Source organism: Nitrosomonas sp., assembly GCF_021731985.1.
GTDB lineage: Bacteria > Pseudomonadota > Gammaproteobacteria > Burkholderiales > Nitrosomonadaceae > Nitrosomonas.
This window is the reverse complement of record NZ_JAKFWH010000070.1, coordinates 1-23657: the sequence shown is the minus strand read 5'-3', so window position 1 is coordinate 23657 and position 23657 is coordinate 1. Positions and strand designations below refer to the sequence as shown.

Annotated in this window: 18 protein-coding genes; 1 reads left to right on the top strand and 17 read right to left on the bottom strand. The window is 49.0% G+C overall.

Translation table 11 applies throughout. The annotated features are described in order from the left end of the window. On the bottom strand, positions 1–295 hold a 295-nt coding region (locus QZ942_RS10945; protein ID WP_292995501.1), incomplete at its 3' end, for a hypothetical protein. 104 nt (positions 296–399) lie between these two features. After that, positions 400–1095, bottom strand: coding sequence for a Crp/Fnr family transcriptional regulator (locus tag QZ942_RS10940; protein WP_292995499.1), 696 nt, complete (start codon positions 1093–1095; stop codon positions 400–402). Positions 1096–1244: 149 nt separating this feature from the next. Here QZ942_RS10940 and QZ942_RS10935 point away from each other — a divergent pair, with 149 nt between their 5' ends. Then, positions 1245–2171, top strand: a complete 927-nt coding sequence (locus tag QZ942_RS10935) for a rhodanese-related sulfurtransferase (protein WP_292995497.1) — start codon at positions 1245–1247, stop codon at positions 2169–2171. A gap of 58 nt (positions 2172–2229) precedes the next feature. Here QZ942_RS10935 and QZ942_RS10930 read toward each other — a convergent pair whose 3' ends face one another. From QZ942_RS10930 to QZ942_RS10860, 15 genes are all read right to left on the bottom strand, one after another. Continuing rightward, entirely contained in the window at positions 2230–2745 is a 516-nt protein-coding gene (locus tag QZ942_RS10930; protein WP_292995495.1) for an aspartate carbamoyltransferase, read from the bottom strand. Between the two features lie 235 nt (positions 2746–2980). After that, positions 2981–4408 carry an HDOD domain-containing protein gene (locus QZ942_RS10925; protein WP_292995493.1) on the bottom strand — a complete coding sequence of 476 codons (1428 nt, stop codon included), beginning with the start codon at positions 4406–4408 and terminating at the stop codon, positions 2981–2983. Further along, on the bottom strand, positions 4405–6045 hold the full coding sequence (locus QZ942_RS10920; RefSeq protein ID WP_292995491.1) for a bifunctional diguanylate cyclase/phosphodiesterase: 1641 nt from the start codon (positions 6043–6045) through the stop codon (positions 4405–4407). The genes QZ942_RS10925 and QZ942_RS10920 overlap by 4 nt, the downstream gene beginning before the upstream one ends. A 435-nt stretch (positions 6046–6480) precedes the next feature. Then, positions 6481–7941 carry a DUF6519 domain-containing protein gene (locus QZ942_RS10915; RefSeq protein ID WP_292995489.1) on the bottom strand — a complete coding sequence of 487 codons (1461 nt, stop codon included), beginning with the start codon at positions 7939–7941 and terminating at the stop codon, positions 6481–6483. 68 nt (positions 7942–8009) lie between these two features. Continuing rightward, a complete protein-coding gene (locus tag QZ942_RS10910) occupies positions 8010–10319 on the bottom strand; it encodes a hypothetical protein (RefSeq protein ID WP_292995487.1) in 2310 nt (769 codons plus the stop codon). Between the two features lie 2 nt (positions 10320–10321). Then, positions 10322–13681, bottom strand: coding sequence for a putative baseplate assembly protein (locus tag QZ942_RS10905; RefSeq protein WP_292995485.1), 3360 nt, complete (start codon positions 13679–13681; stop codon positions 10322–10324). Position 13682: 1 nt separating this feature from the next. Continuing rightward, the gene (locus QZ942_RS10900; protein ID WP_292995483.1) at positions 13683–16730 is read right to left on the bottom strand and encodes a putative baseplate assembly protein; all 3048 of its coding nucleotides are present in this window, start codon (positions 16728–16730) and stop codon (positions 13683–13685) included. Positions 16731–16742: 12 nt separating this feature from the next. Next, complete coding sequence (locus QZ942_RS10895) at positions 16743–17099, bottom strand: GPW/gp25 family protein (RefSeq protein ID WP_292995481.1); 357 nt, start codon at positions 17097–17099, stop codon at positions 16743–16745. A 4-nt stretch (positions 17100–17103) separates the two neighbouring features. Next, complete coding sequence (locus tag QZ942_RS10890) at positions 17104–17469, bottom strand: hypothetical protein (protein WP_292995479.1); 366 nt, start codon at positions 17467–17469, stop codon at positions 17104–17106. A gap of 10 nt (positions 17470–17479) precedes the next feature. Further along, entirely contained in the window at positions 17480–18016 is a 537-nt protein-coding gene (locus tag QZ942_RS10885) for a phage baseplate assembly protein V (RefSeq protein WP_292995477.1), read from the bottom strand. Continuing rightward, on the bottom strand, positions 18013–19140 hold the full coding sequence (locus QZ942_RS10880; RefSeq protein WP_292995475.1) for a hypothetical protein: 1128 nt from the start codon (positions 19138–19140) through the stop codon (positions 18013–18015). The genes QZ942_RS10885 and QZ942_RS10880 overlap by 4 nt, the downstream gene beginning before the upstream one ends. Beyond that, positions 19133–19456: a LysM domain-containing protein gene (locus tag QZ942_RS10875; protein ID WP_292995473.1), complete on the bottom strand. Its 324-nt coding sequence runs from the start codon at positions 19454–19456 to the stop codon at positions 19133–19135. Before QZ942_RS10875 ends, QZ942_RS10880 begins: the two co-directional genes overlap by 8 nt. 9 nt (positions 19457–19465) lie before the next feature. Further along, complete coding sequence (locus QZ942_RS10870; protein WP_292995471.1) at positions 19466–20119, bottom strand: hypothetical protein; 654 nt, start codon at positions 20117–20119, stop codon at positions 19466–19468. An 11-nt stretch (positions 20120–20130) separates the two neighbouring features. Beyond that, entirely contained in the window at positions 20131–20892 is a 762-nt protein-coding gene (locus QZ942_RS10865; protein ID WP_292995469.1) for a peptidoglycan-binding protein, read from the bottom strand. 47 nt (positions 20893–20939) lie between these two features. Continuing rightward, positions 20940–23441: a S8 family serine peptidase gene (locus QZ942_RS10860; protein ID WP_292995467.1), complete on the bottom strand. Its 2502-nt coding sequence runs from the start codon at positions 23439–23441 to the stop codon at positions 20940–20942. Positions 23442–23657 lie beyond the last annotated feature (216 nt).

Sequence of the window (23657 nt, the reverse complement as noted above, 5' to 3'; positions counted from 1 at the left end):
CGGCAATATAAAAATTCCGCGCGATCTCTTCATTGGCAAAACCGAAAATAAAAGGCAGTGCAATCAGCGAAGGACCAACGATGCGTTCAATCCAGCCATGGATGGGAAATGGAATGAGCTTGATGACGCCAAAAGGAAAGTCGGATGCCAATGTAACGATCAGATGAACTACCGCCATGCCATACGCAAGCATCGCTGGTGTCTGGCTCAAATCTAACAGTGTTGGGGCAAGTAAAAATAGAATAACGGTCAGAAAATCAAGATAGCCGTGTAGACGCGGTGAAATCACTTTCATGTTAATGCTCCTGTATTAAAGGGTGGCTCCCCCAATGGTTACCATGTTGCATACATTAATACAGCGCTGCCACGGTGTCTGTTAGCTACCCAACAAACTAAGGATTACTTGGTTTGACAAAAATTGCTGAGTGCAACGTCATTGATACAAATCTGATCGCGCGTATAGTCGAGCATGCCGCGGTTTCTGAAATCATTCAGAATGGTGCTCACGACCGGGCGGCTGGCACCGATCAAATCCGCCACATCCTGTTGTGTTAAGTGAATTTCCAATGCATAACCGTGCGTGCAGCGGATTCCAAACATCTCGGCCAGCTCCAATAACGTTGCGGCAAGTCGCATCTCAACCGGCTGCGTCAGAATGGTCCGGAGTTTGCGTTCGATTTTCTGCTTGCGGGCGTATGTCTCCTCAAACACATGCCACGCCAGTTCCGCATGCTGTGACAGCAATGCCTTGAAATCGCTATAGGCCAAACGATAGTAACTCACTTCCCCGAGTGCTTGTGCCGTCTCCTCCATTTCCTGGTAGACGGAATCACCCTGCAAATGGCCCATGACATCCCCTTTTCTCAGCAACGCAATGGTAATTTCGGTTCCCTGCGCAGTCAGATGAGAGAGTTTCACAATACCACTTTTTATCCAGAAGACGTAGGTGCAATGATCCCCCTGACGATAAAGGAAATCTTTACTTGCCGCATCGATTTCCTGGATCGAAGGATAATCCTGCTTTAATTGCTCGAAACCATGCTCAAAAAACGTATCTATTGATCCCGATTTATCGCTGTGTTCTGACGAAGACACTCACCGCTCCCTTGAATTCTGAATTTAACAATTTACGCGCTCTTAATGACCGGAAGATTCACAAGCAATACAATCTTACAATGAAAAGCGCTATTATCCTGCAAAACGCAATGAACGCGAGAAATAGAACAATGCAAGAGGAAATCATAATGTCAAAATTTGTTGTTTGTGCACTGTATAAATTTGTCTCCTTACCTCATTACAAAGCGATACAACAACCGTTGCAGGCGAAGCTGGTTGAGAATCAGGTAAAAGGAACGTTGCTGCTGGCGGAGGAAGGGGTCAATGGCACTATTTCTGGCAGCCGGGCAGGTATCGATTCTGTTTTGGGGTGGATGGAAACGATACCAGAGTTTGCTGGCATCGCGGTCAAGGAATCCATGACCGACGAGATGCCATTCAAACGCAGCAAAGTAAAACTGAAGAAAGAGATCGTCACAATGGGAGTTGACGGCATTGATCCCAAGCAATTGGTTGGAACCTATGTGGCGCCTCAGCAATGGAATGATTTAATTAACGATCCGGAGGTATTGTTAATCGATACCCGCAACCAGTATGAGGTTGCGGTCGGTGCGTTTGCCAATGCGATAAACCCACACACTACAACTTTCCGGGAATTTCCACAGTATGTATCCCAACACTTGGATCCCTCTGTGCATAAAAAAGTGGCGATGTACTGTACGGGCGGAATTCGTTGTGAGAAATCCACTGCGTATTTAAAACAGCAGGGATTTGAGGAAGTCTACCATTTGCAGGGCGGCATTCTGAAATACCTGGAGGAAATCCCGCAGGAGGAATCCTTGTGGCAGGGTGAATGCTTTGTGTTTGATGAACGGGTTACCGTGAATCATCAGCTTGAGAAAGGCAGCTATGATCAATGTCACGCGTGCCGTTTGCCGATTTCGGATGAAGATAAACTCAGTGAGCACTATCAACAGGGAATTAGTTGCCCCGCTTGTTACCATAACCGCTCGGAAGAAGACAAAGCCCGGTACCGGGAACGAGAAAAACAGGTGCAGTTAGCCGAGACCAGGGGTGAGATTCATATTGGGGGAATCAACTGCAAAAGCCAGTGATTGTGCGCTCGAATTATAGTGTTTGCGCTTCGTTTTGCCTTCCGGCCACCTATTATTTTTACTGATGGTGCATAGGATGATTCGAGTGTCCCGGTACAGCATGGCGCGCGTGGTCGCTGAGCTGGGCGTCAAACCACTGATGGATGGCATGCCTAAGTTTCTCAACCTCGGTGGAATAAGTAATTTGTGCGCCATCTGGCAACTTCTCATACTCGAACTTAATTTGACCCGATTGCGCAGCTTTCAATTCAGTCAAGCCAGGCATGTTCTTACCATGAATTTTCTCAGGATTAGAAAAGTTACCGCGCTTAAATTCGTTGGAAATTTCAGACAGGTGGGCACGAATTAAATTGATTTGCCCGGTATCGGATTTGTTTTTTGCAATTACTTGTTGTATCCCTCCGCTCGAAGTTTGGGTAAAAATATGCGTGGTCTTTTCCAGATCAAACGGCATAACATGTGAACCACGCTCCGCAATCTCATCAAGTCGCTTTTCATCTTTTTTTTCCGCAGCGTGAACTGAGAATGTTGTAAACAGAATTAGCCAAAAAGACATCAATAGTAGTTTCGTCATGTCATTTTTCCCGAATCATAATAATATTTACCCATTCTACATGATCGCCAGCAATCACAGAGCTGGCTGGAAGTGGCTTCCAGGGTTTCCATTTATTTGGGAATATTCTCTGATGTATCTTGCGATAATTGCCATCCATTTACATGAGATCACATGACAATATCGTTGTGTTTTATAACGCGAAATAGATTTAAATTGGATATTCTGATAAAACTGATAGGGCAAAAACTTCAGATTACTTTCTCTTTGCCAAAGCCTGTATCAAGCAGTCCCTGAGCATACCCATGGATGAAAGCTCGCTGGATTCAACCGTACCCGTTGCGCCCATTCGCCAGTCGGCGTAGATCAAACCGACAGCGCGACCATTGAAAACCAGAGGTAATAGGATGAAAGCATCCACATCCGGCAAAGCTTCTCTCAGCCAATCCGGTATACTGGATGCTGTCTGGTTTGAAGTAATATCCTGGATAAATACATCGGCTTTGTTCACCATCGACAAATGGAACACATCGGCCGCATAAGCCTCGGGAAAAATAAGCATCGGCAACGCTTCCGGCATCCTATTACCAAAACCCACCTTAGCTTTGAACATCCCGGCATCGCGAAAAAAAGTAACCACGCGATTAAACCCCATGCTCGCATAGATGGTTTCAAGAACCATACTCAGCGCGCTATTAAAGTCTATTCCTTGAGTCAATGCGGCACTGAAATCTTGAACACTGACTGCCAGTCGTTCACGAGAGTCGTTTGGCTTACCAGAAACTTTTCCTTTCTCAGATTTGGTAACAAGCTCTGAAGCCATATGCTGAGCCAAATCTATCGCATCCATGATATCTTCATTGGAAATCAGCAATGACTCACTATAGTGTGATACAAAATGCTTTAAATCCTCTCTGCTGCTATTGTTAACAAGCATGGATGCAGCATCTCTGGCAAAATTGGCCATGATTTTTAGCCAATCTGCCGAACCCGGCATGCTGGTTTCATCGAATGTGGCAGAACTTGCCATGCTATTGGATATTCTCTTAGGCAGCCGCCAGTTCCTGGCAATTTCCTGAGAAATCTCATCGGTCGTCACGCCCAAAACTTCGAGCGTTACGCTGTCTTCACTTGCTTGGTCATTCCGTACAATTTTTTGAATCTGTGACCATTCCTCAGGAAAATAGAATACCAGCATGAGGCGTCCCAAATGATGTAACAGGGCACAAACTACGGCTTCCTCGCCATTGATCATATTTGATTTGGTCACAATGATTCGCGTAATATCACCAGCCAAAATTGCTTTTGCCAGTTCCTCGCGGGCTTCTGCAGAATCTGGAACGGCAGTTGAAAGCATATCAATGAAGCGGATACTGAGCGCAATATGTGCAATCGCATCCAAACCGAGGACTACTGCTGCCTGAGTAATCGTTGTGATCTCCCCGCCCATACCGGAATACATCGCTGAATTGGCTAATCGGATCACTTTCTGGGTCAACGTAAAATCACTTAGAATCGCACTGGCGATGGCTGCTATATTTTTATCTTCGTCCTGCATTAACTCGTCAAGATGCTGAACAGATTCAGAGAATGCAGGAAAATCACCTTTCTCGGCCATGCGTTTCATCAATAGCGCGAAAAAATTATCTTTATCATTTTTGGGCATCGAAATTAATTCTGTCATGCCATGTGTTGTTCTCTAAACATTTCAGAGTTTACCGGCCTGCCGGTCAAATATCCTTGTATCAGGTTACACCCCTCCTGCCTTAAGAAACCCAATTGCGCATCATTTTCCACTCCCTCAGCCACTACCAGCAGGTTCAGCCCTTCTGCCAGACTGAGAATCGTGCCAACAATGGCCATATCTTCAGCACTATTAATCACATCATCTACAAAAGACTTGTCAATTTTCAATACCGATAACGGAAATTTCTTTAAGTAAGCCAATGATGAATAACCGGTGCCAAAATCATCAATTGCGATTTTTATTCCTGCCGCATGCAGCTGAGCCAGAATCGCCCCCGATTTCTGCGGATTATCCATTAACACGCCTTCCGTGATTTCCAGCATCAAATTTTCCGGTAATAACCCAGATTCACTTAACGCCCCATTAATCATTTCCAGGAAATCTTCCTGCACAAATTGACGTGGAGATACGTTAACCGAGATATAGAAATCTTCGAGACCGTTTTCCTGCCACTGTTTCGCTTGATGACAAGCACTGCGCAAAGCCCAAGCGCCGAGAATTTTTATCAAACCGCTGTTTTCCGCCAATGGAATAAATCTCATCGGTGAAATAAAACCGTGATTTGGATTCTGCCATCGCATCAGTGCTTCGGCACCACGTAATTGGCCGGTTTGTGCACAAAAAATCGGCTGGTAATGCAACATGAACTCGCCATTCTCAATACCTTCATACATGGCTGACTCAAGCGACAAATCATTTCTCTCCGTATCATCCACCTGGTCGCTATAAATATTCCAGTGATTTTTACCCTGTGTTTTCGCTCTATACATCGCCATCTCTGCGTTTTTATATAAATACACAGAATTATCGCCATGCTCCGGATACATTGAAATGCCTAGGCTGGCACTGATGTGTAAAGTATGTTCACGGATACGGAAAGGCCGCTGCATGGCCGTCAATATTTTCCTGGCTATCAATTCAATATTGGCTTGCCCTACTCCCATCATGATCAAGGAAAATTCATCGTCGCTCACGCGCGCAACCGTGTCACTATGCCGTACAGAATTCTCCAAGCGATCAGCAACAGCTTTAATTAATTCATCGCCAATACCATGTCCCAACAAGTCATTAATTTTCCTGAACCCATCCAAACTTAAAACGATCAATGACAGAAAATTCTTTTCCCGCTGCGCCGTATGAATACTCATACCAATACGATCATCTAGTAATACTTTGCCAGGCAATCCAGTCAGCGCATCATGCGTGGAAAGGTAAATCAGCTGACTCTCATTATCCTTCCAGTGTGTCGCATCAAATGCTGCAATGAGATACTCATCTTCTGGCAACTGGAGCACATAACAATCGACCCACACCGACAATACTCTCTGGCGTAAGAGACGGCAAACTAAAGCCTGTTTTTCTCCACTACGCTTAGCTTTCTCCCGGGCTTCCGTAAATAGCGCCCTATCTTCAGGCTGGATGAAAAATTCGATAGATTCTTGCAGCAACCCCGCAGGTAATTGCAGAAATGCTTGTGACGACGCGGATGCTTGCTGAATGACCCCGTGCGCATTAATGCGCACGGCAAAATCACTTATACATGAGAGTAAATCGTAAGAAGCCTGTGAACTCACTATAAAAAATCCCCCTATAGGCCAGCAACTTAGTTGAATATGAAAGCTGCCTTATAATTATCCACACATACCCGATTGATATTTTTGGCAAACACAACAACACCAATAACCTATGGAACAATCCCATTACCGCAGTAAATGATTGCTGACTGAAAGTATGAATTATTCAGTTTCACACCGCTTCCAGAGACATTCCAAATACGCATGCGGTGCAGTGTTCATTACGGCGTGCAAGTCGATTCACTTGAGGTTTGACGATACAAGCAAGGAAATGATTAACTAAAAAAGAAATAGGGGGTTATCTTAGAAACGGCAGATCAATCATTAAGCTGTGACAAATAGGAGGTGTTTTAGTCGGGTTACCCTAAAAGAGTTAACATCTGATCGATGTCCGGTCAGATGTATATGGTTCAATGTAAATATACCCTCGATTTTTTATGCTTTCTTAACTACCAAATTAACTTTTTCTAATTGCTTGCAAGAGAGATGTCCGCCAAAACCTTCTTCACCGAGGCTACTGAGACCCGGCTCCCCATCAACTTTGTGGACCGGAGGAAATTCTGTTTGTAACGAAATGAGCTTCCATTTGGCTCCATCCTTAGAAAGAAGAGCTAACGGAGCATAATGATGGCGAATGCCAAATGGCGGTTTTGAAATAGGAACCACGTTACCGTTATCTTTTATGACTGGCCATTCAATATCCCGCGTTTCTACACGCGCCGGTATCAACCAGTAATCTCCCGTTCGATATTCTGCTGCTGTAGGCTGAAATTGAATTTGCACTTCATTTTCCAAATTTATCCAGCCGTTGGTCGAATCGCTGCTTTCAGTAATGACGACTGCGCCATCAGGAATTTTGGATGTACCGGCAGAATTCAGAGTTTGATCCCAGCGGCGCACTTTGGTAGGCGATGTTTTTTCCTTCCCGCCGGAGTTACTAAGCCATCCCGTTGCGGATTCCAATGTAAAAACATCATTCTCTACCTTGACCAATTTCACCAAAGCTCCAGGCTCTCCACGTAACTCTCGTTCCTCATTGCTTAACTCCACCCATATACCGGACTCAAACCCTTTTGATGACTCGACCTTACAAGTTGTTCCTGCAAACGTGCCATCAACTATTCTGGTTGCAACAGAACCGTTGTCACGTGACCATTTAAAGGTCGCCTCACCTGCATTACCGGAATTGTGAATCTCCACCCGGTATAATTGATTTTCCGGTCCGCGGTACTTCGTGTCAGGTGCTGCCGCGCAAGGGGAATTAGGAATTTCAGAAGGCTTGACTTGCACCTTGAGACAACCTGATGAAGAAGGCTGCCAGATTTCCACCAATTCTTTCCAATCCTTGAGTTCTAAATCATTACCTTTTTTAACCGGAAACAGTATTTTATCAACCGGTGATTGGAGTTTTACTTGGCTAATGATTTTGGCACGGCTAGCCGTATCAGGCCCACCCAATGCCTTTTCCCGAATACTATCATCGTCTATAGAGCTGATGTGGCGCTCCCACACATCCAGGTAAATCAGATAAGCATCTCCTTCACTCAGTTTAGTCACAGGCGGATTTGGATAACACTCCTGGGCTTGGTAGTTCAACTTATCCTCATCTTTCTCACACAATATACCGTCCACATAATAGCGGCCCTGAGAGATTAAGAAATCCGGATTATCTTTATTAATAGAGTCATCAAGCAATGAAATTGAGAACCCGAGACCAGCACCAGCCGGGCCTGCAAACGGTCCTATCAAATCTGCGGCGAGGGTACGGATATAATGCAGCAGTATGGCTGTCTGCTCATTGGTATCAGCATCTAACTGCACCCGGCCTTGTTGTTGTAATACTCTGCTAAAGTGTTTAGCCTTATCAAATGTGTCGCGAGTAAAATCACCTTTCATGGCGGAGTCCTTAAAATGTGTTAATGAAATTTGAGCTAAGTTTATGTTTGAAATCTTGCCGCGTCATGTCACGTTACGAATATCAGTCCCACATCCATTCCGGCCGGCGTGTATTCATTTAACCGGGTTAGCAGATTAGCTGTCCGTTGGGGTTGGAACAAATCGTGAAAAGCCCCCATTTCCGATTCATCGTCCGCGCCTTGCCGTATTTCCTCGGCACAATACGTACTCAACTGGCCATATCCTGGCAATCCATAACGACGAGCGGTGTATTGGGGAATCAGGCGAAGCTGTTCGTTATCGATTAACAACGGATCAACCTCCCCAGGCGAAAACGCGTCACGCAAAACCTCAATAGCCGTATCGGGTTGACAGTGGTAGCGTTTGGGCGTGCGGCACCCCTGCGGGACATAGCAAAAACGCATACACCCTAGTTGACGCCTGGCCACGTTTACGCAGTCATTAAAAATAGAATTTTCCGCCAGGACAATTGCATGGGTGTTTACAATCCCAAATACCGTGCTGCGAAGTATCGTCAAACTTGCATGGGCAACGAATTCGCCGGGTGCCCCGATGGCCTCCTTATCTGCAGCGGTCGCATCCAGCAAACTATCTGCGATCATAATCGGGATGGGGTCGGCATAAACCTCGTCTTCGTGTATCTGGATGGCACCGAGAATACTATGCTCGATATGTACCTTGGCGCGAAGATGATGGAATTCCAGGCTGGGCTCTTCTGCGTTCTTGGGTTCGCAGTCGCATTCAAGTTCCCAGCCTGGCACCAGGGTGCAGTGGCGAATCAGAACCTGCGACAAGCAAACCGGATCGTTCTTTTTTTCTTGTTGCTCGGATTGCGGGCTATTGATATGCAACGCCCACCCGCTGATAAGCAAGCCATCCAACGTGAAACGGCCGCCTGGCTCGATGATAACTGTGAGCGTTTCCACCATGGTGTTCGTATCCTCGGAGTCGCTTTGCCAATCCTCCTGACGGTGCAGCCGGATGACTGGACGCGAACCATTCGATGCGCGTATTTGCAGCGTGCGGCCATTATCTAAGTTGATGTAACGAGGCTCAATGCTGTAAACGCCGCTATCCGTCAGCTCGATCACCGCATCCCAGGGATGCTCCTGTTCCCAGATGCGTAGGGCTTCTCCGATGCGATGAATAGACTGCCCCTTGCCGACCTTATATATCACCGGCGCCACTCTCCGGGTAACGGTTTTAGATGTATCGAGAGGATCGGTTTCCTCCATCAATCTGGGCGATGGATCGGCGAGTTGGCGTTGGTATTCCCCGCCGCCGATGTCGCTACTGAACACATAGTGATAGCTCACCCGAACGGCCTTTTGCGGCAATTGATCGGGATGAAAGGCGAAGCGTCCAAGAACGGGATCCACAGCGACCTTGCCGAGCTGCGGCGTATAACGCCAATCCGACAAATCGGCGTGGATGATCTTATCCACCGGCACAAGATATGGGGGAGCTAGCTTCGCCCAGCCTTCCGCCCAGATGGCGAGGCTTTTTTTCTCACCGTAATAAAGTTCTTTGTCCGCCCTGCCCGACAGTGCCTGCTTGAACGATAGTGCACGGACCGGCGAAGGAAGATTCAACTCCCCGGCAATATGAGTGGGATCGTCCTCCCGTTCGGGCTTGATGAATAGTTGAGTATCCTGACCCAGCACGCTGAACGTACCACAATGAGAAGGTGCATGCTCGGGACGATGTGCCGGTGTTTGCGTCACTGAATAGGGCTTGAGGCGCCATACAGACACGCCCACCGATGGGATGTTGAAACGCCCCAGGGTTAACGTCGAATTGATACGGCGCACATCCACTGTATGGGCAATGGCATCGAAGGGTCCATCCAAGAGATCGATGGCGTTCATCTGCCGTAAGTCAACAGTGCGAGCTCGCTTTAAATGCTGATGGTTGATATTTTGATTCCAAGCCAGCAGCTTATAGAATTCCACAGCTCGCGCCGGCCAGTCGGCTATATCGTTGGCAAGCAGTTCGAGCAGCGCCAACGTACCCTTGCGGCGTCGATAACGGATAGTGTTAGCAACTTCTCGGCGAGGGATCAATGCTCGATAGAGTTGCCGTCCTTCCTGAGTTGTTGCGTTGCCGGCTTCACCGGGATCGGTTACCGGTCGATAACCGATCAGATCGGCAATATAAGGAACAGCCCAATCTTCAGCAGTTTCAATAAAGGAATTGTCATAAAGTCGGCTGATATCGTCCTCTACTAAATTTACCTGTTCGGCGATAACACGCAATAAGGCTTTTAAGGGATAACCTTGTTCGGAATCCCGTATGCGGTAAATTGCGGGAAGAAGCTGGTAGAGCCGGTCAATGCGAGGATCGGAAGTTAGACTCATGGTTACCTCTGCTTTAAAACAATGGTGTCTGGAACAGACGGTGTAAATATTGCCAACTGTGCCGGATGCATGACACCATTCTTATCAATTCCAGCATCGTTGACAAGTATATAATATGGCGGCGGGACCGTATTCCCTAATGCTGCATTTATTTCACTTAGGGTTGGGAATCCTCTGCTTCCATCACCAAGGTCAGTAACAATTTCCGGGATCCCGTTAAAACTATCCACATCCACATAATCCACGCCAGGGATATTTTGCATCAAGGCAATCAACTCACATAACAAAGCCGGCTGGCCGAGTTTCCGTCGCTGGAAGCTAAAGGCATCGAAAACTGCTGCTGTGATATTGTCCTTGACCGGCTCCCATAAATATCCAGAGACTAGACGTATATTCGCGCTGACCGCCAAAACAATAAGCTCCCGCTTTTCTACTTGCAGCGCCAAATCGGGATCGCCTAGCTGACGTAAGGCGGCCTGCAAATTCCGATAAAGATCGGACGAGATCTCAATGGGAATATCATCCACACCAGCGATGGTAATGTGCACTAGTTGCCGGCGACCGTTACTCAGCTTGCTCGCTACCGCCTTACCGATACCGGCGAAGGTACGAGTAAAGTCGGCGTAATCCGTAACTGAAACCAATCTATCTAAAGCTTTGACCGCCAATGGAGCGTTTTCCCTGGCTTGATCGCGAGTCTCCTTATCGGCCCCACCCGATGCCTCAATCGGATTGTTAACCGCTTTCACCCCCAAAGGTCTGGTTTGCAACAAACTAATTTGTCCGGCTTTCACATTGCCTTGCTTGCCAATACCGTTTCGGTAAACGGCTTTAATATTTTCCAGCCCAGTAGGCAGACGCACACCTTGCTTACCATTGCCAAAAATGATCGTGGTCTTGCCATCGTCATCTGTTTTGGTGATAAACATGCGGTCCTTCGCTCCCAGACCAGACAAACTATCCGTTTCTTTCCATTCCACATCATTGACATATACCTTGAGTGTACTGTCCACACCGGAAATGTTTGCGGCAGAAACAAAGGTAAGTGGCGGCTGTTTTAAAGAAAAAACCTGCAAGGCTTTGCTGCTGTCGCCTGCGCCCAGCGTTTCATTACGAGTTTCACCATGGGTGGCTTTAACGACATTGGCGTAGATGGCAACGGAATCCAGTTTATAAGCATGTGCCAGGGGCTTGGCCAAGGTCAGCGTAGTATGGATTTTATCCCCTGGCAGGACGGAAGGGGCTTGGTTAACTTCCGCAATCATCGCCAATTCGCTGGTATTGATACCGGCGATGATCGATCCATCCGGATTTTTTATATCTGTGCGCTCACCGGAGACAATGATCCACCGCCCGGACTGCAAGCCATCATAGAGCTGCTGCAGCTCAATGGTATCGCCTTTAACCTCAGGCGGATTGGCTGGATTATCGCCAAGTACCGGCATTTCTGACAACTGCAATTCCTCGCTTTGAGCATATACGGTGGTATCACGGACATCGGAAAGGTATAAGTCTCTTTTGCTCAGCCAATCCTTCTTTAGTTCCAACTCTGTGGATTTTCCGCTAATGTTGTATGCGGTTTTAGCTATATTTTTGGAACTTATAATAGAGCTGAATAGGGGCTCGCCGTTATTGGAACGAACGACAACAACCGGTGTGTCCGCAACAATTTGATCATATTGAGCATCCAGGTCGATGATATTGAAATTTGGCAATAAAGCAGTTTGTTGCGAAAAAATCAGTGTCTCGGGTTGTCGTTGTCCGCTCGAGTATTCAATAGAAATGTCACCATTATTACCCCGATAGCGTATAGACTCACCACGGCCAACAGTGTCTCCGTTAACCGTAAAAGTTTCACTTTCACTGTCTTCCGAAGTTATCTTGACTTTGTTTATGTTTGTTCCGCTGGAAAAATTAAATGTAACAGATCTTTTTTGTTCTTGTGTACCTCCTATTTGTATTACTTCAATTTTCGCTTCCCAAATGGTACTTTTATCCAATTTGAAGCGAATATTGGTATTCTCTAAATTAGTTTTAACACTCACCGAATGATTCCCGTCGTTGACGGAAAGTTCTACCAGCATCCCGCCGATAGAACCACCTTGGGCTAGTATATCCATCAGCTCACCAGCAGATGCCTTCACCCCTACCGTCACCCCTCCCGCCAAAGGCCATTCTTCACTTCCCACTACTTTTCCCTTGTCATCCGTTATCTGCTTGGGCGGCGCGGTACTGCCAAAGGGTGCTGCTTTTACTCGAAAGGCATAAATCTTCGGCGGCGTCGCAGGTATCGTAATGGCATTGGACCAAGCCGGATAGAGCATGTCGGCGATGGTTGGCTTAAGAAAGGAGACTAATTGCGGCAGACTGTCGCTAGATTGTTTAAAGCTATTCTTTAGCGTTCTCGGTAAAAACGCACTGGAAGCGAATTGTGGTTCCGGAGGGACGGACAACGGCTGCACCAAGGTGTCGAAGACCGGATCGGGATTAACAGAAGCAGCTTGCTTCCGCGATGCGTTCTGCTTAGCCGGAGAATGCAGCAGAACTTTGTAAATCGCCTTTTCCGTAAGTACCACTTTGGTTCTATTATTGGGGAAATCGGCTTCAATGGCTTTAACATACACTAAAGTATTAACATTTTCGGACTCAAACTTCAGCAGCAATGGGTCATTAGCTTTCAGACCTGTGCTGACGCCTTGAATATAGAGGGTATCCGTCAAAGTGATCGTCATGCCTGCCGCTGCCGCGGACACAATTACTTGCGGCTGCGTCACCCGCGCCTGCAAATTGCTCCATTCCGCCCTCGCCACCAATTGCTCGCTGGTTTCGAAGGCTTGCGGCAACTCTCCGGGACCTTCGGGGATGCTTTGTGCACGCGCATCGGGATTGATCACTACCGGCTCCTTCTGGTTATCGTCCACGGTATAGGCCAGAAAAACGCTGGCAGACACGCCAGGGCGCAAGCTATATCCAACCAGCCGGGCCAATTCCAGCACCGAACGGCGTTCCGTCGCAGTGCGCAAATAACACTCGTTGGCGATGCGCTCCTGGTAGAAGGTCAATACATCCGCCACCGTCGCCCAACCGTCCAGAAGGGCAATGGCTGGATCGCTGGCATCGCGCGTGGTCAATCCGGATAGCGGACGGATGCTGGTGGGGCTGTGTCCATTCGAGTCCGTCTCCGTCCAACCCATGCTGGCGAAACGCGCTTTCATGGTTTCCAGAAAAGCGCCGTGGGTACCGATACGATAACTCAGGCTGTTTAAACCAGGGCGATTGGTTGTCGACATAGGCGTTAAGACCTGCACACCTTCGCAGCAGCCGCAGGATTCGGTGGTGCATCCACATTTTTTACCAATCATTTCATCTTCCTCCTGACAAACTCAGCTCCAGCTTACCGCGCTCCGGATAAACAGGGTTGTTGTCGAGTTGCGCAATTTCGTGTGAGCTCAAGGTCAAAAGACCATTTTCTAGCTCGCTGTTGGCTTCTTCGAACTGACGCTGCAATCGGATCACCCTTACACACTCCACACCTGGAATTTTCATCCCCTCGGCAACAATTGTGCTGAACTCAATGTTGACTCCGAAACTAAGATTGTCGGCATGGAAAAAACCTAGCTTTCCGTTCGGCAGTCTACGATTACTAAACGCATCTAAAAGAGCCTCCTTCACATGGGCTTTCTGGCTGTGAGGTAAGACGCATACTTCCAATTTGAGATCAATGGGTACGTAACGAGCCGCAAGCACCCGTAAATCATGTCCCATGCACCGATAGCGATAGAGATAGGCTTTTAGATCTCCAAGTAAGGAAGGGGCTGGCGTCTCAGATCCCAAGGGATCGATCGCAACGTCCGCTTCATACCAGCTACCAGTCCATACCAAGGCCGCAGAAGCCTGCTGCAGTTGAACGTTACGCTCGGCAATCACGCGGTAGTCGGCGGCGGTAATCGCTCGTTCCAGGCGCTTACGGAAGTCATGAGGAGCAAACAATTTGGCTTCGGCAATCGGCTCCGAGTCGCTGCCACCGATCGCAGGCAAAGGATTACGTACCGTAATGGAACCCCCGTCGAATAGGGAATCATTCAAAACCAAACGGGTAGTGGACTCTGCGCCGACGTTGCCGGCCATGCCGTTACCGATGCGATATTTGGCAAAAAATACCGTGCCTGCTTCCGGCAGATAGCCCAGATCACCATCCCCGAAGCGCAACTGAACAACACCATCATTATCGATTTCCACAACGAAATGGCGATCGTCAGGGCCGCTCTCGAGCAGGTCGTAGCGCACTTGCCACTCGGTAACGGGCAGTTTGCCGTCCTTGTAATGTTCAACCAGGGCCTTGGGTAGATAATCTACAGGGAAACTCAACCACACCCCGGTCGTGTCCTCGGACAGGGAGAAAGGCAGTGTGCAGGGATCAATCTGTCCGAACAAGTACCGTAAGTCTGGAGAAAGTGAGTAAATGCGCAAATTCGGCAGCGCCGATCGCACATCCTGCACCAGAAAAGCTTGGGCAGACGCCAGGATCCGTGTATCCGCGGCGGGTAGAAGATAGCCCAGGTCGCCATTACCGAAGCGCAACTGAACGACACCGTCGTTACTGATCTCCACAGCGAAATGGTGGTCGTCCGAACCATTCTCGACCAATTCACAACTACCTTGCCACTCGGCAAGGGGTAGCTTGCCGTCCTTGTATTGTTTAGCCAGAGCCTTAGGCAGGCTATCCGCGATAAAACTCAGCCAAACCCCGGTCGTGTCATCGACCACTTTGGGAGACAAAGTAGCGGGATCGATCTCTCCGAATAAGCGGCGTAATTGCATTGGAAGTAAGTAAACACGCAGATTTGGCAACGCCGCGCGCACATCCTGTACCAGCAAAGCGTGAGCAATCTGTGTATCCGCTGGCAAAGGTGCGCTAAAAGTCAGCTGCGTCTTGCTCAGACGCGGCCGAAACATTCCCGGCGTGCGCAGTATCTCGCCGGGATGTCCCTCGCATTCGCATACGGCCTGTGATAATAATTCCGTGACTTCCCCCAAGCATTCGACAGCGAGCGTCTGACCGAAATCAACCAGAAGCACATTGCCACGGGCGATACTGATGTTATTGAAATAAGCACACTCGGGCGCCTGACCCTGAGCTGTTATGCAAAAAGTAAATGGCAGAGCATCTTCCTGAGACCACCGGATTTCCACATAAGGAGTCGGATTCCCATCTGTCAGCACGACGGGATCAATACCACGCGATATCCCGGTTATCCGTACGGCGCAGCGACGCAGAGGGTCGGCATCCTCCGCTAAGCCTGTTTTCGGTCCTAAGACTTCTTCGAATATCAGCACATCACCTAGCGCCAGTGTATCCAGTGCCCGCACAGCCTGATCAGCAGAAGTCCAAGTATCCAGAAGCGTTGCGGAGACACTGCCTTTAGCCAAACAACATTCCCGATCTCCCCAGGTATAAAAACTTATTTTGCTGCGTTTTGCGGAAAAGGGCAGGTTTCTATCAGGGCATGAAGGTAAGGGTTCGAACATCTCGTAGGACTTAGCCGGCATCCTGCTTAATTCATCTCTGGTAAGCACGGAAGCAGCACCCGATAAGGTATTGTTCAGTCCGGTTAGGAAGGCGATGTCTCTTGATTTGAAAGGCCGATTTGGATCGGACGAAAGCTCGATGCTCAGCCAAGCGCGAGAGTTACAGCCTTCGTGCAGCGTATAGTCCACCAATCGCACATGGCGTCGGATCGACACGCGTTGTCTAGCGGTTTCCAGATAGGCCTCGGTGGCAACTGCATCCTGAAAATAACTCAGGTAGTCGCCGGTATAAGCTAGCAGTTCGACTAGGGCGATACCTATATCCGGCACATGGCGCTCAGACCAGTCAGGCATGACCACCGCCAATCGATCGAGTATCAATTGCCGAAAGCTCGCATAATCCTTGGCCAAATAATTGATATCCGGCTCTACCAAAGCTGGCGGCTCACAGGGGCAAGGCGGCACACAGTCCAGATTGGTAGGACAGTCGATCTTAAAAGAGAAGTCTAGATGATCATAACGCTTGTCGACATTCTCCAAGCCCACCAGCCGGAGGGTATAGATGGAAAAATCTCCGCCCTTATCCAAGCGCACCAGTAAAACATCATCTTTCTCCAAATCGTTGGGATCGACTACCACCGCCTCGACCGAAACAATGCCGATGTTTTGTATCTGGCGCCCGCCCTCCAATCGTAAGTATTGTCTGAGATCTTGCCCCTCAACATTAAACTCCGGCGGCAGCTTACCGAGAAAGTACACCGATAGACTAGCTCCCGTGGCGGGCGGCTTATCCAGAACCACTTCCAGGTAATCCAAACCGTTCCAGCCGATTTTTTCTCTTACCTTGTCGCGACGGCTATCCTGTTGGCAGCAAAGTTCCATAAGATCCTCCGGTTAAACGCTACGGGAGAAACTGGCCGTTTGTTCCTGGCCGGTCCGCCGAATGGCATAAGTTATATTGACGGAAAGCGTCGAATCCACCGCCTGAACATCCAGTGCACGCAATTCGATCACATCTCCCAACCACCGTTGGATAGCGGCCTGCAACGTAAACTGAATCGTTGCCGCCAATTCCGGGCTGTTAGATGCAAACACCAATTGCAACAAACCACTGCCGAAATCCGGCCGGTTCACCCGCTCCCCCGCATTGGTAAAAATCAACTGTTCAATCATGTCGCGAATATGGTCGCTATCGTCGGTCGTTGCGGTTTTGCCACGGCTGTCAAAATGGAAGGGAAAGTCGATGTTCATGGGCTTAGATTCCTATTACTCGGGCTTGAACTACGCTGACGATCGGCGCGCCTTGGGGTATTTGCTCCACACTTTGGCAAATACCTGGGCCGGGTCCAGGACTCGGCACCAATGCGGCAGGTAGCCCGGACACCAGGAATCGCGTCGAAGGCATGGCCCATTTCACGGTTACGCAAGGCTGAGGCTTGGTGCCAGTGCCGATAGGAATCTGAAAAACACAACCCGCAACGGTAGCTACTATAGCTGCTGGATTAATGGTAGCAACCGGCTGCCCGCTAACTAACACCCGAGGTTGCGTCGGTGGAACGGTCGCCGGCGCTGCGTGAAAGCATTGCATTCCGGCACCTACATGCAAAAGAAATCCAGGCATTTGAAATCTCCTATTTAAGAATCGTTAATGCACCAGTATTGAAATCGATGACAGTCCCAATCATTGTTATCATCGCTCCCTTGCCATTACTAATGTAAATTCCACTATCGTTTACCACAATCATAGCGCCGGTAAAGCTACGCAACATAATTCCACCTGTCATAGGAGTAGGCGGCATGTCGCTCACCATGATCATATGTTGCTGTTGTGATTGTATTGCGATATTAGGTGCCAAAGGCGGAGTGCTTGTCAAAGCTAAGGTTGGCGCATCTCCGGATGCGAAGCGACATCCGGACCAAATCGGCTTGCCAGGATCTCCCTGTTCAAACTCCACCCAAACCCCTGCTCCAATCGGAGGAACCATATAGACTCCCATTGGGGTTCCAGTAGGCCCGGCTAGTGGTGTGCAGGCTTCACACCATCCCGAAGGAGTTACACCTAAAACCGCCGGAACAAGGCACATAATGCGCCCCCGAAATTCGGGATCGATATTTTGAACAACAGTTCCTCTGTATTTGCCATAAAACTTCTTCGTGTTTTCACTCATATTGGTACTCTAGGTGTATTGGAGATCAGTCCGTCTCGGCTGAGCTGAAAGTTTTCTTTATATTCGCCACGCTTGATGTTGTGAGTAACACTGTTTACATAATAAAGCCCATCGTACGCTAAACCTGCCCCTCTCACTCCAACCAGCATGCGAGATCGTAATACCTGACCGTAACGTAATACATCCAACGACCCCGAAACACTGATTGCATCGGATGACCGAGCCAAAACCCCAAGAATTTTATCTACAAGTCCTGGCATTTCCTCAGAAAACGACCAGTCTGGAAATTCCACCTTTGCTGGTGGTGTCAACCGGAGCCCAAGTGGGGGTTTGAACATATTGATATTAGGCAGCGGAATTGGGATTGGAATCTTGCCCGTAATTGGATCATAAACCCCAAAAACTAATATCTTTTTTGCTAATCCATTCAAACTGAAACTCAAGGATTCGACATTAGTATGCGCATCCATATTTATATTCAGTGCCGGCTGAGGTAGCGGAATGCGAATATCAGGCCCCCAATAGGCAATGCTTTGTCCAGGCAGTGGGCCAGGTTCCACATAAAATACATAGCCATGATCATTGGCAAGTTTCTTTAAATAGGCCAAATCTGTCCCCTGATGAGGGTCTACTCTATGCGTCGGGAGCGGAACATCATTTATGAAAGGAGGAATTGCCAAAGGCACAATACCGAACGCGGCATACTTGGCTAAGATCAGGTAGATTCGCCCAATATCTGGTGTCGCCGGATATCGCATAAATGGCATTTCAACTATATCCATCAATACGCTCAAATCATCGCCTGTGATGGTCAGTGTTGATTGGCCTGGCTCATTACTAGGCGTCAACTCCTGCTGGGTTATTATCCCATCCATCAACACATTAGGAAAACCGTTAACCGTCGCAATAATGATCACGCGAGTAATCATCGGATCAAAATAACCGGCGGGTAGCAGCACGGTCTGCAACAATGACTTCTTACTGACCGCGAAGCTCACCTGGAACCCGCTGCGATCCTTGGAGCTGGTCACCTGCACGCTTTGCAGCGCATTCATGACGGGTTCCGGTGCCGGAATGGGCACCGCAGGACCGATCATCAAGGTTAGGTGAACGCCTTTAAGCATTGGGGAGTCCGGGTATGCCTTCGGGTAGCGTGATGCGCAGACGCCTGCCGATCTCTTCGGTTAACGCTTCCGGCCGCATCGCTGCGTTGGCATCAGCGATGCGCCAGAATGCCTCCGGATCGCCTTGAAAACTCGCCGAAACCTGATCCAACCGCTCTCCTTGGCTAACAACATGCTCCTGCAGCAAAGCAAAGCGATCCGGCGCCGGCAGAAATCGACGACGTAGATAAACCACAGTCCGATCATCCACGGTTTGCAACGTCACTGTTTCAATGTCGTAATACCGGCTAGTGGCGGGAAAATTATATGTAGTCATAGTTCATCCTCATGGAATCCCAGTAATGCCGAGTGCCCCGAAGGTTCCGGCGCGGTTTTTCGTGGCCAGTTGCTCCTTGGCCTGTAAATAACTAATAAACAGGTTCCCCCCCTTGACGTCGAAACCCAAGTCATCCACTGTTAGGACGCGCATCCCCAAGCTGACTTTAGCGCGGATGGGGTTGAGTGAAACATCAAAAGCCTCCTCGGTAATACTGAATTCGGTAATACGCACCGGCACAATCCGGTTGGCGCCAAAGATGAATACCGTCAACGGTGACTGGGCAGCAATAATCTCCAGTGTTCCTGCTGATGCCTCGGCATTGTTTGAAAGCAAATGTGCACTGGTGGGATAGACGATCACCTCTAACGCCGCCAGTAAAGGATGTAGACCGGTCTTCGTTACTTCGCTATCGGCCGTTTCGAGCGCATCGGTGGCATCAAGCTCAGCATCCAGTTTGATGGTTTCCGTCGGCGGCCCCTTAAGCCGCAATGCCTCGATATGGTCGCCGCTTTCCTGCCCGACACCCTTAATCTGCAGACTGCGGTTCAGCGTGTCCGGGTTGTACTGCAGTGGGATAATGCGCAGCACCTGGCCAGTCAGAGGATCTAGCAGAGCAAGACCGCCTTTGAGGAGGCGCGGGGATCCGGGAAAAGAACTCATATTTGTATCCTTTAGGCATCCGGCACTTGGCCGAACCCCAATAATTTATCCATGCGGCTGAATACGTAATTAAAGCCCTGCACATTGGGACTCTTATTTCCTTCAATGGTGTACAAAAAACCATCTCGTAATTGATGAACCAAGCCGATGTGGCCTTTACCGCTGGAAGGCTGATCCCGCCACCAAACCACGATATCCCCTGGCTTCGGGGAATAGCCGCTTCCTGGTTGTTGTGCCCAGCCATTTTTCTTAAATTGTTGTAAGACGTCTTGGGCACCCACGGTATATTTAAAAGGCATACCCGCTGGATTTTGCGCGAAGCAGTAACTCACAAAACCAGCACACCAAGGTTCGCCCTCTGACACAATGCCATGCAAATATTTTTTTACGAAAGGCCCCCGGTTATTCCCGCCTATTTCTCCAGCGCCTGCCTTCAATTCATTAATTGCGACTTGTAACGCCGCTCTTCCGCGCGCACTACCGCCTAGCTCGATCGCCGGCATTTGCTGATAATCTACAGCACTCGGCGGCTGAATGCTGGGTTTGGGGTTATGTAGACTCCACCAGGTTAATTCCCCCACTTGACCATCAACCGTCAACGGATGGCCCTGCTGATCCAAGTTCTGCGCTTGAAACGCGCGCACAGCACGGTAGGTTTCATTATCAAATACGCCATTGATTTCTTCATCAGTCAAATAACCTTTATTCATCAATAGCGTTTGAATCTCCTTGATTTCCGGTCCCTGATCGCCTTTCTTAAAGAGTCTTGTCATTTCATACTCCTGAATTTGCCATTTTTATTTGTCATCATAATCTCCCGCTATTCCTGCTCTATCCGCACTGCCCAGCGATTGAGCTTGCCAGTATCCTGCGCTTCGAGATCGGCGACCCGCAGGCGCCATGTGCCTTGTGACGCTTTGCCGCGCAACGCGGACAGTGCAGGCGTGTTAGCAACCGTATAGGTTTTAATGATATTGTCTTCTCTATCGCCGCTACGAGGATGTAGCACAACATTCGTGCTGTCGGGGGCGATGAGCGTAACGAGCAGGTCGCCGATATAACTATGCGTGATATCCACTGCCACACTGATGTCCGCGACACTACCGCTGCCAGCTATCTGCAACGATCTTTCGATGCCCGTCGGATTGTTGTCTGGAATGGTCACGCCGGGCGATTCTTCGGCTCGCAGTGCATCATCGGTCTGCCCGGAAACCTCTATTTCCCAGCGGCTCAGCAAACCGGTATCGACTGCAGCAAGATCCTGCACGTGCAACACCCAATTGCCTTGTAAAGATTGCCCTTTCAAACCGATGAGTCCCGGCGTCGTACTGATGTCGTATGTTTTATTGAGATTGACCGCATTACCGCCATTGCGGTCGTGAAGCACCACGCTGCTTCCGGAAGGCGCAAGCAGCGTCAAGCGCAAATCGCCAATAAAGCTATGGGTGACATCAACTGAGACTCTGATGGAATCAATTTTGACGTTATCAGCAAATAATATGCTGTCTTTCACACCTGTAACATTGTTGTCGGGAATCTGTAAAACCGGCACCGACGATTTCTTATAAATCTGACCGGAAGGCGCGCCGCCCCCCAAGCGCAATGCTTCACCCACAGCCGCCGCCGCATCCACGCGGCCATGCCCGAACCACGGGCTCCATGAGCCATCAGCACTACCGATATCGACAAATGACCCGTTATCGAACGGCGCTACCGGAGAAACGTCCCAAGTGGGCGACGGATCGTAAGTGGCAGGCGGTGTTTTTGGATAACTGCTCATATTCAGATTCTTGGCTGCCGTACGTTTAAGGATGGAAATCACTTCCAACGCAGTAAGCTTCGGGTTTGCTGAAACTATCAATGCCGCGACGCCCGCAACCAGCGGGGTAGCACTGGAAGTACCACCGAAAGCCGAAGTCACCCCGCCACCTTCGCCCGACGACGTCGTAATGCCGATACCAGTTAAGCTCAGACGCCGGTATTCATGGCTGTTGTTTGACGGTGCACTGATCGCAATACCGGTGCCGTAGTTCGAATAATGGCTACGCTGTGCATTGCTGGCGAGCGCAGCTACGTACATCACGTTGTTGACTGCAACGAGATTATGACTGAACTGCCGTGCCGTTCTAACACCTACCCAAGTGCTGGTTCCATCTGCATTAAACCGCCAACCTCTGTCATAAGGAACATCTATTTGGGCGGCATGCTGAATCGGGCAATTCTCATTCCCCGCCGCCCATAAGAACACGATACCCCGCCCGCGCCGTCCGCCGGAAGTGGCGAGTTCGGCAATACGGTTGATGACCGTTGTGCCGAATTGACTGGTGGGGCTGTTTCCCCAAGAGCTGGAAATAACGTCCACTTTGCCGGCCATATAGTTTATGGCGGCAAGCATTTTTGAATCACCGATGAACAGACCACGATCATCCGATTCCCACTTTATCGGTAACAAGCGGCACCCCGGCGCAGCGCCAACAGTCAGCATGGCATCTGCTTCTCCAGCAACCACCCCGGCGCAGGAGGTGCCGTGATCAGCCCCTGTCTGATACATGTCAGCCGAATTGGCATCAACGTCCCCATGGACGATTAAACGCGTGCCGCGAAAATAACCCCAACCGGAAAATTTACCCGGCGAATTAAAATCCGGATGATCGATTTTACAACCGTCATCGGTCACACCCACCACCACATCAGCGCTACCGTAGTGATCCAACAACCGCCATGCGTCTTCGCAACGCGCAGAAGAACGCGGATCGAATGCCGGATCGCTCAAGCGATGATGCAAATGCCATTGCCGGATATAGCTGGGATCGCTTGGAACCTGGAATTGATAGGCTTTTAAGCGATGATTAAGATCGTTTTCCGCATTTTCCACCAATGGTTCGTTTTCCATTAACTGCACTACCAGCTTGAGCGGATTCATGCCGGTATGTCCGGTCAATTGAAAAAGATAATCTTTGCCGCTATAGCTTTCTTTTTTTTCCAAACCATAACGCCCGGTAAAATCATCCAACTGTTCCGCTGCCGGCGCGTCTTTAAATGTCACAAATACGCGATCGGTAATAAGGAATTCCTCACCGGTATCAGCCGTGTAATAGGCATGATGCGTAACAGCCGTTTCCCTTGCTTTGGTCATGGCGTTATCCAATTCATCCGCTGCCGTCGTCAATTTATACGAAGCCGGAGAAACTCGCTCCACATGAGAAAAACAGCAATCCTGCAAACTCTCCGGCGCAGCCCGCACCACAAATTCATCCGGGCTTTTAGTTAATTCCACCTTCTCACCGCAGCGGTAGGTGTAAGTTTTGTCAGTTGCATTCATGATTTTCTCCCTTCGTATATTTGTTAAATTTTTTGTCTCTCACTTTGATTCTGCGGTTCATTTGTGGCGGATTACGTTTTGCTAATCCGTATATGGACTCCTCCCGTTTTGCAAGCAAAAAGTGATAGCTTTAAGGTGCAACTGCTTCCGTATATCCGGCTTCTGGTTGGATAGCGATAACTATCCGAGCCATGATGGATTTCGCGCGTAAGGTTC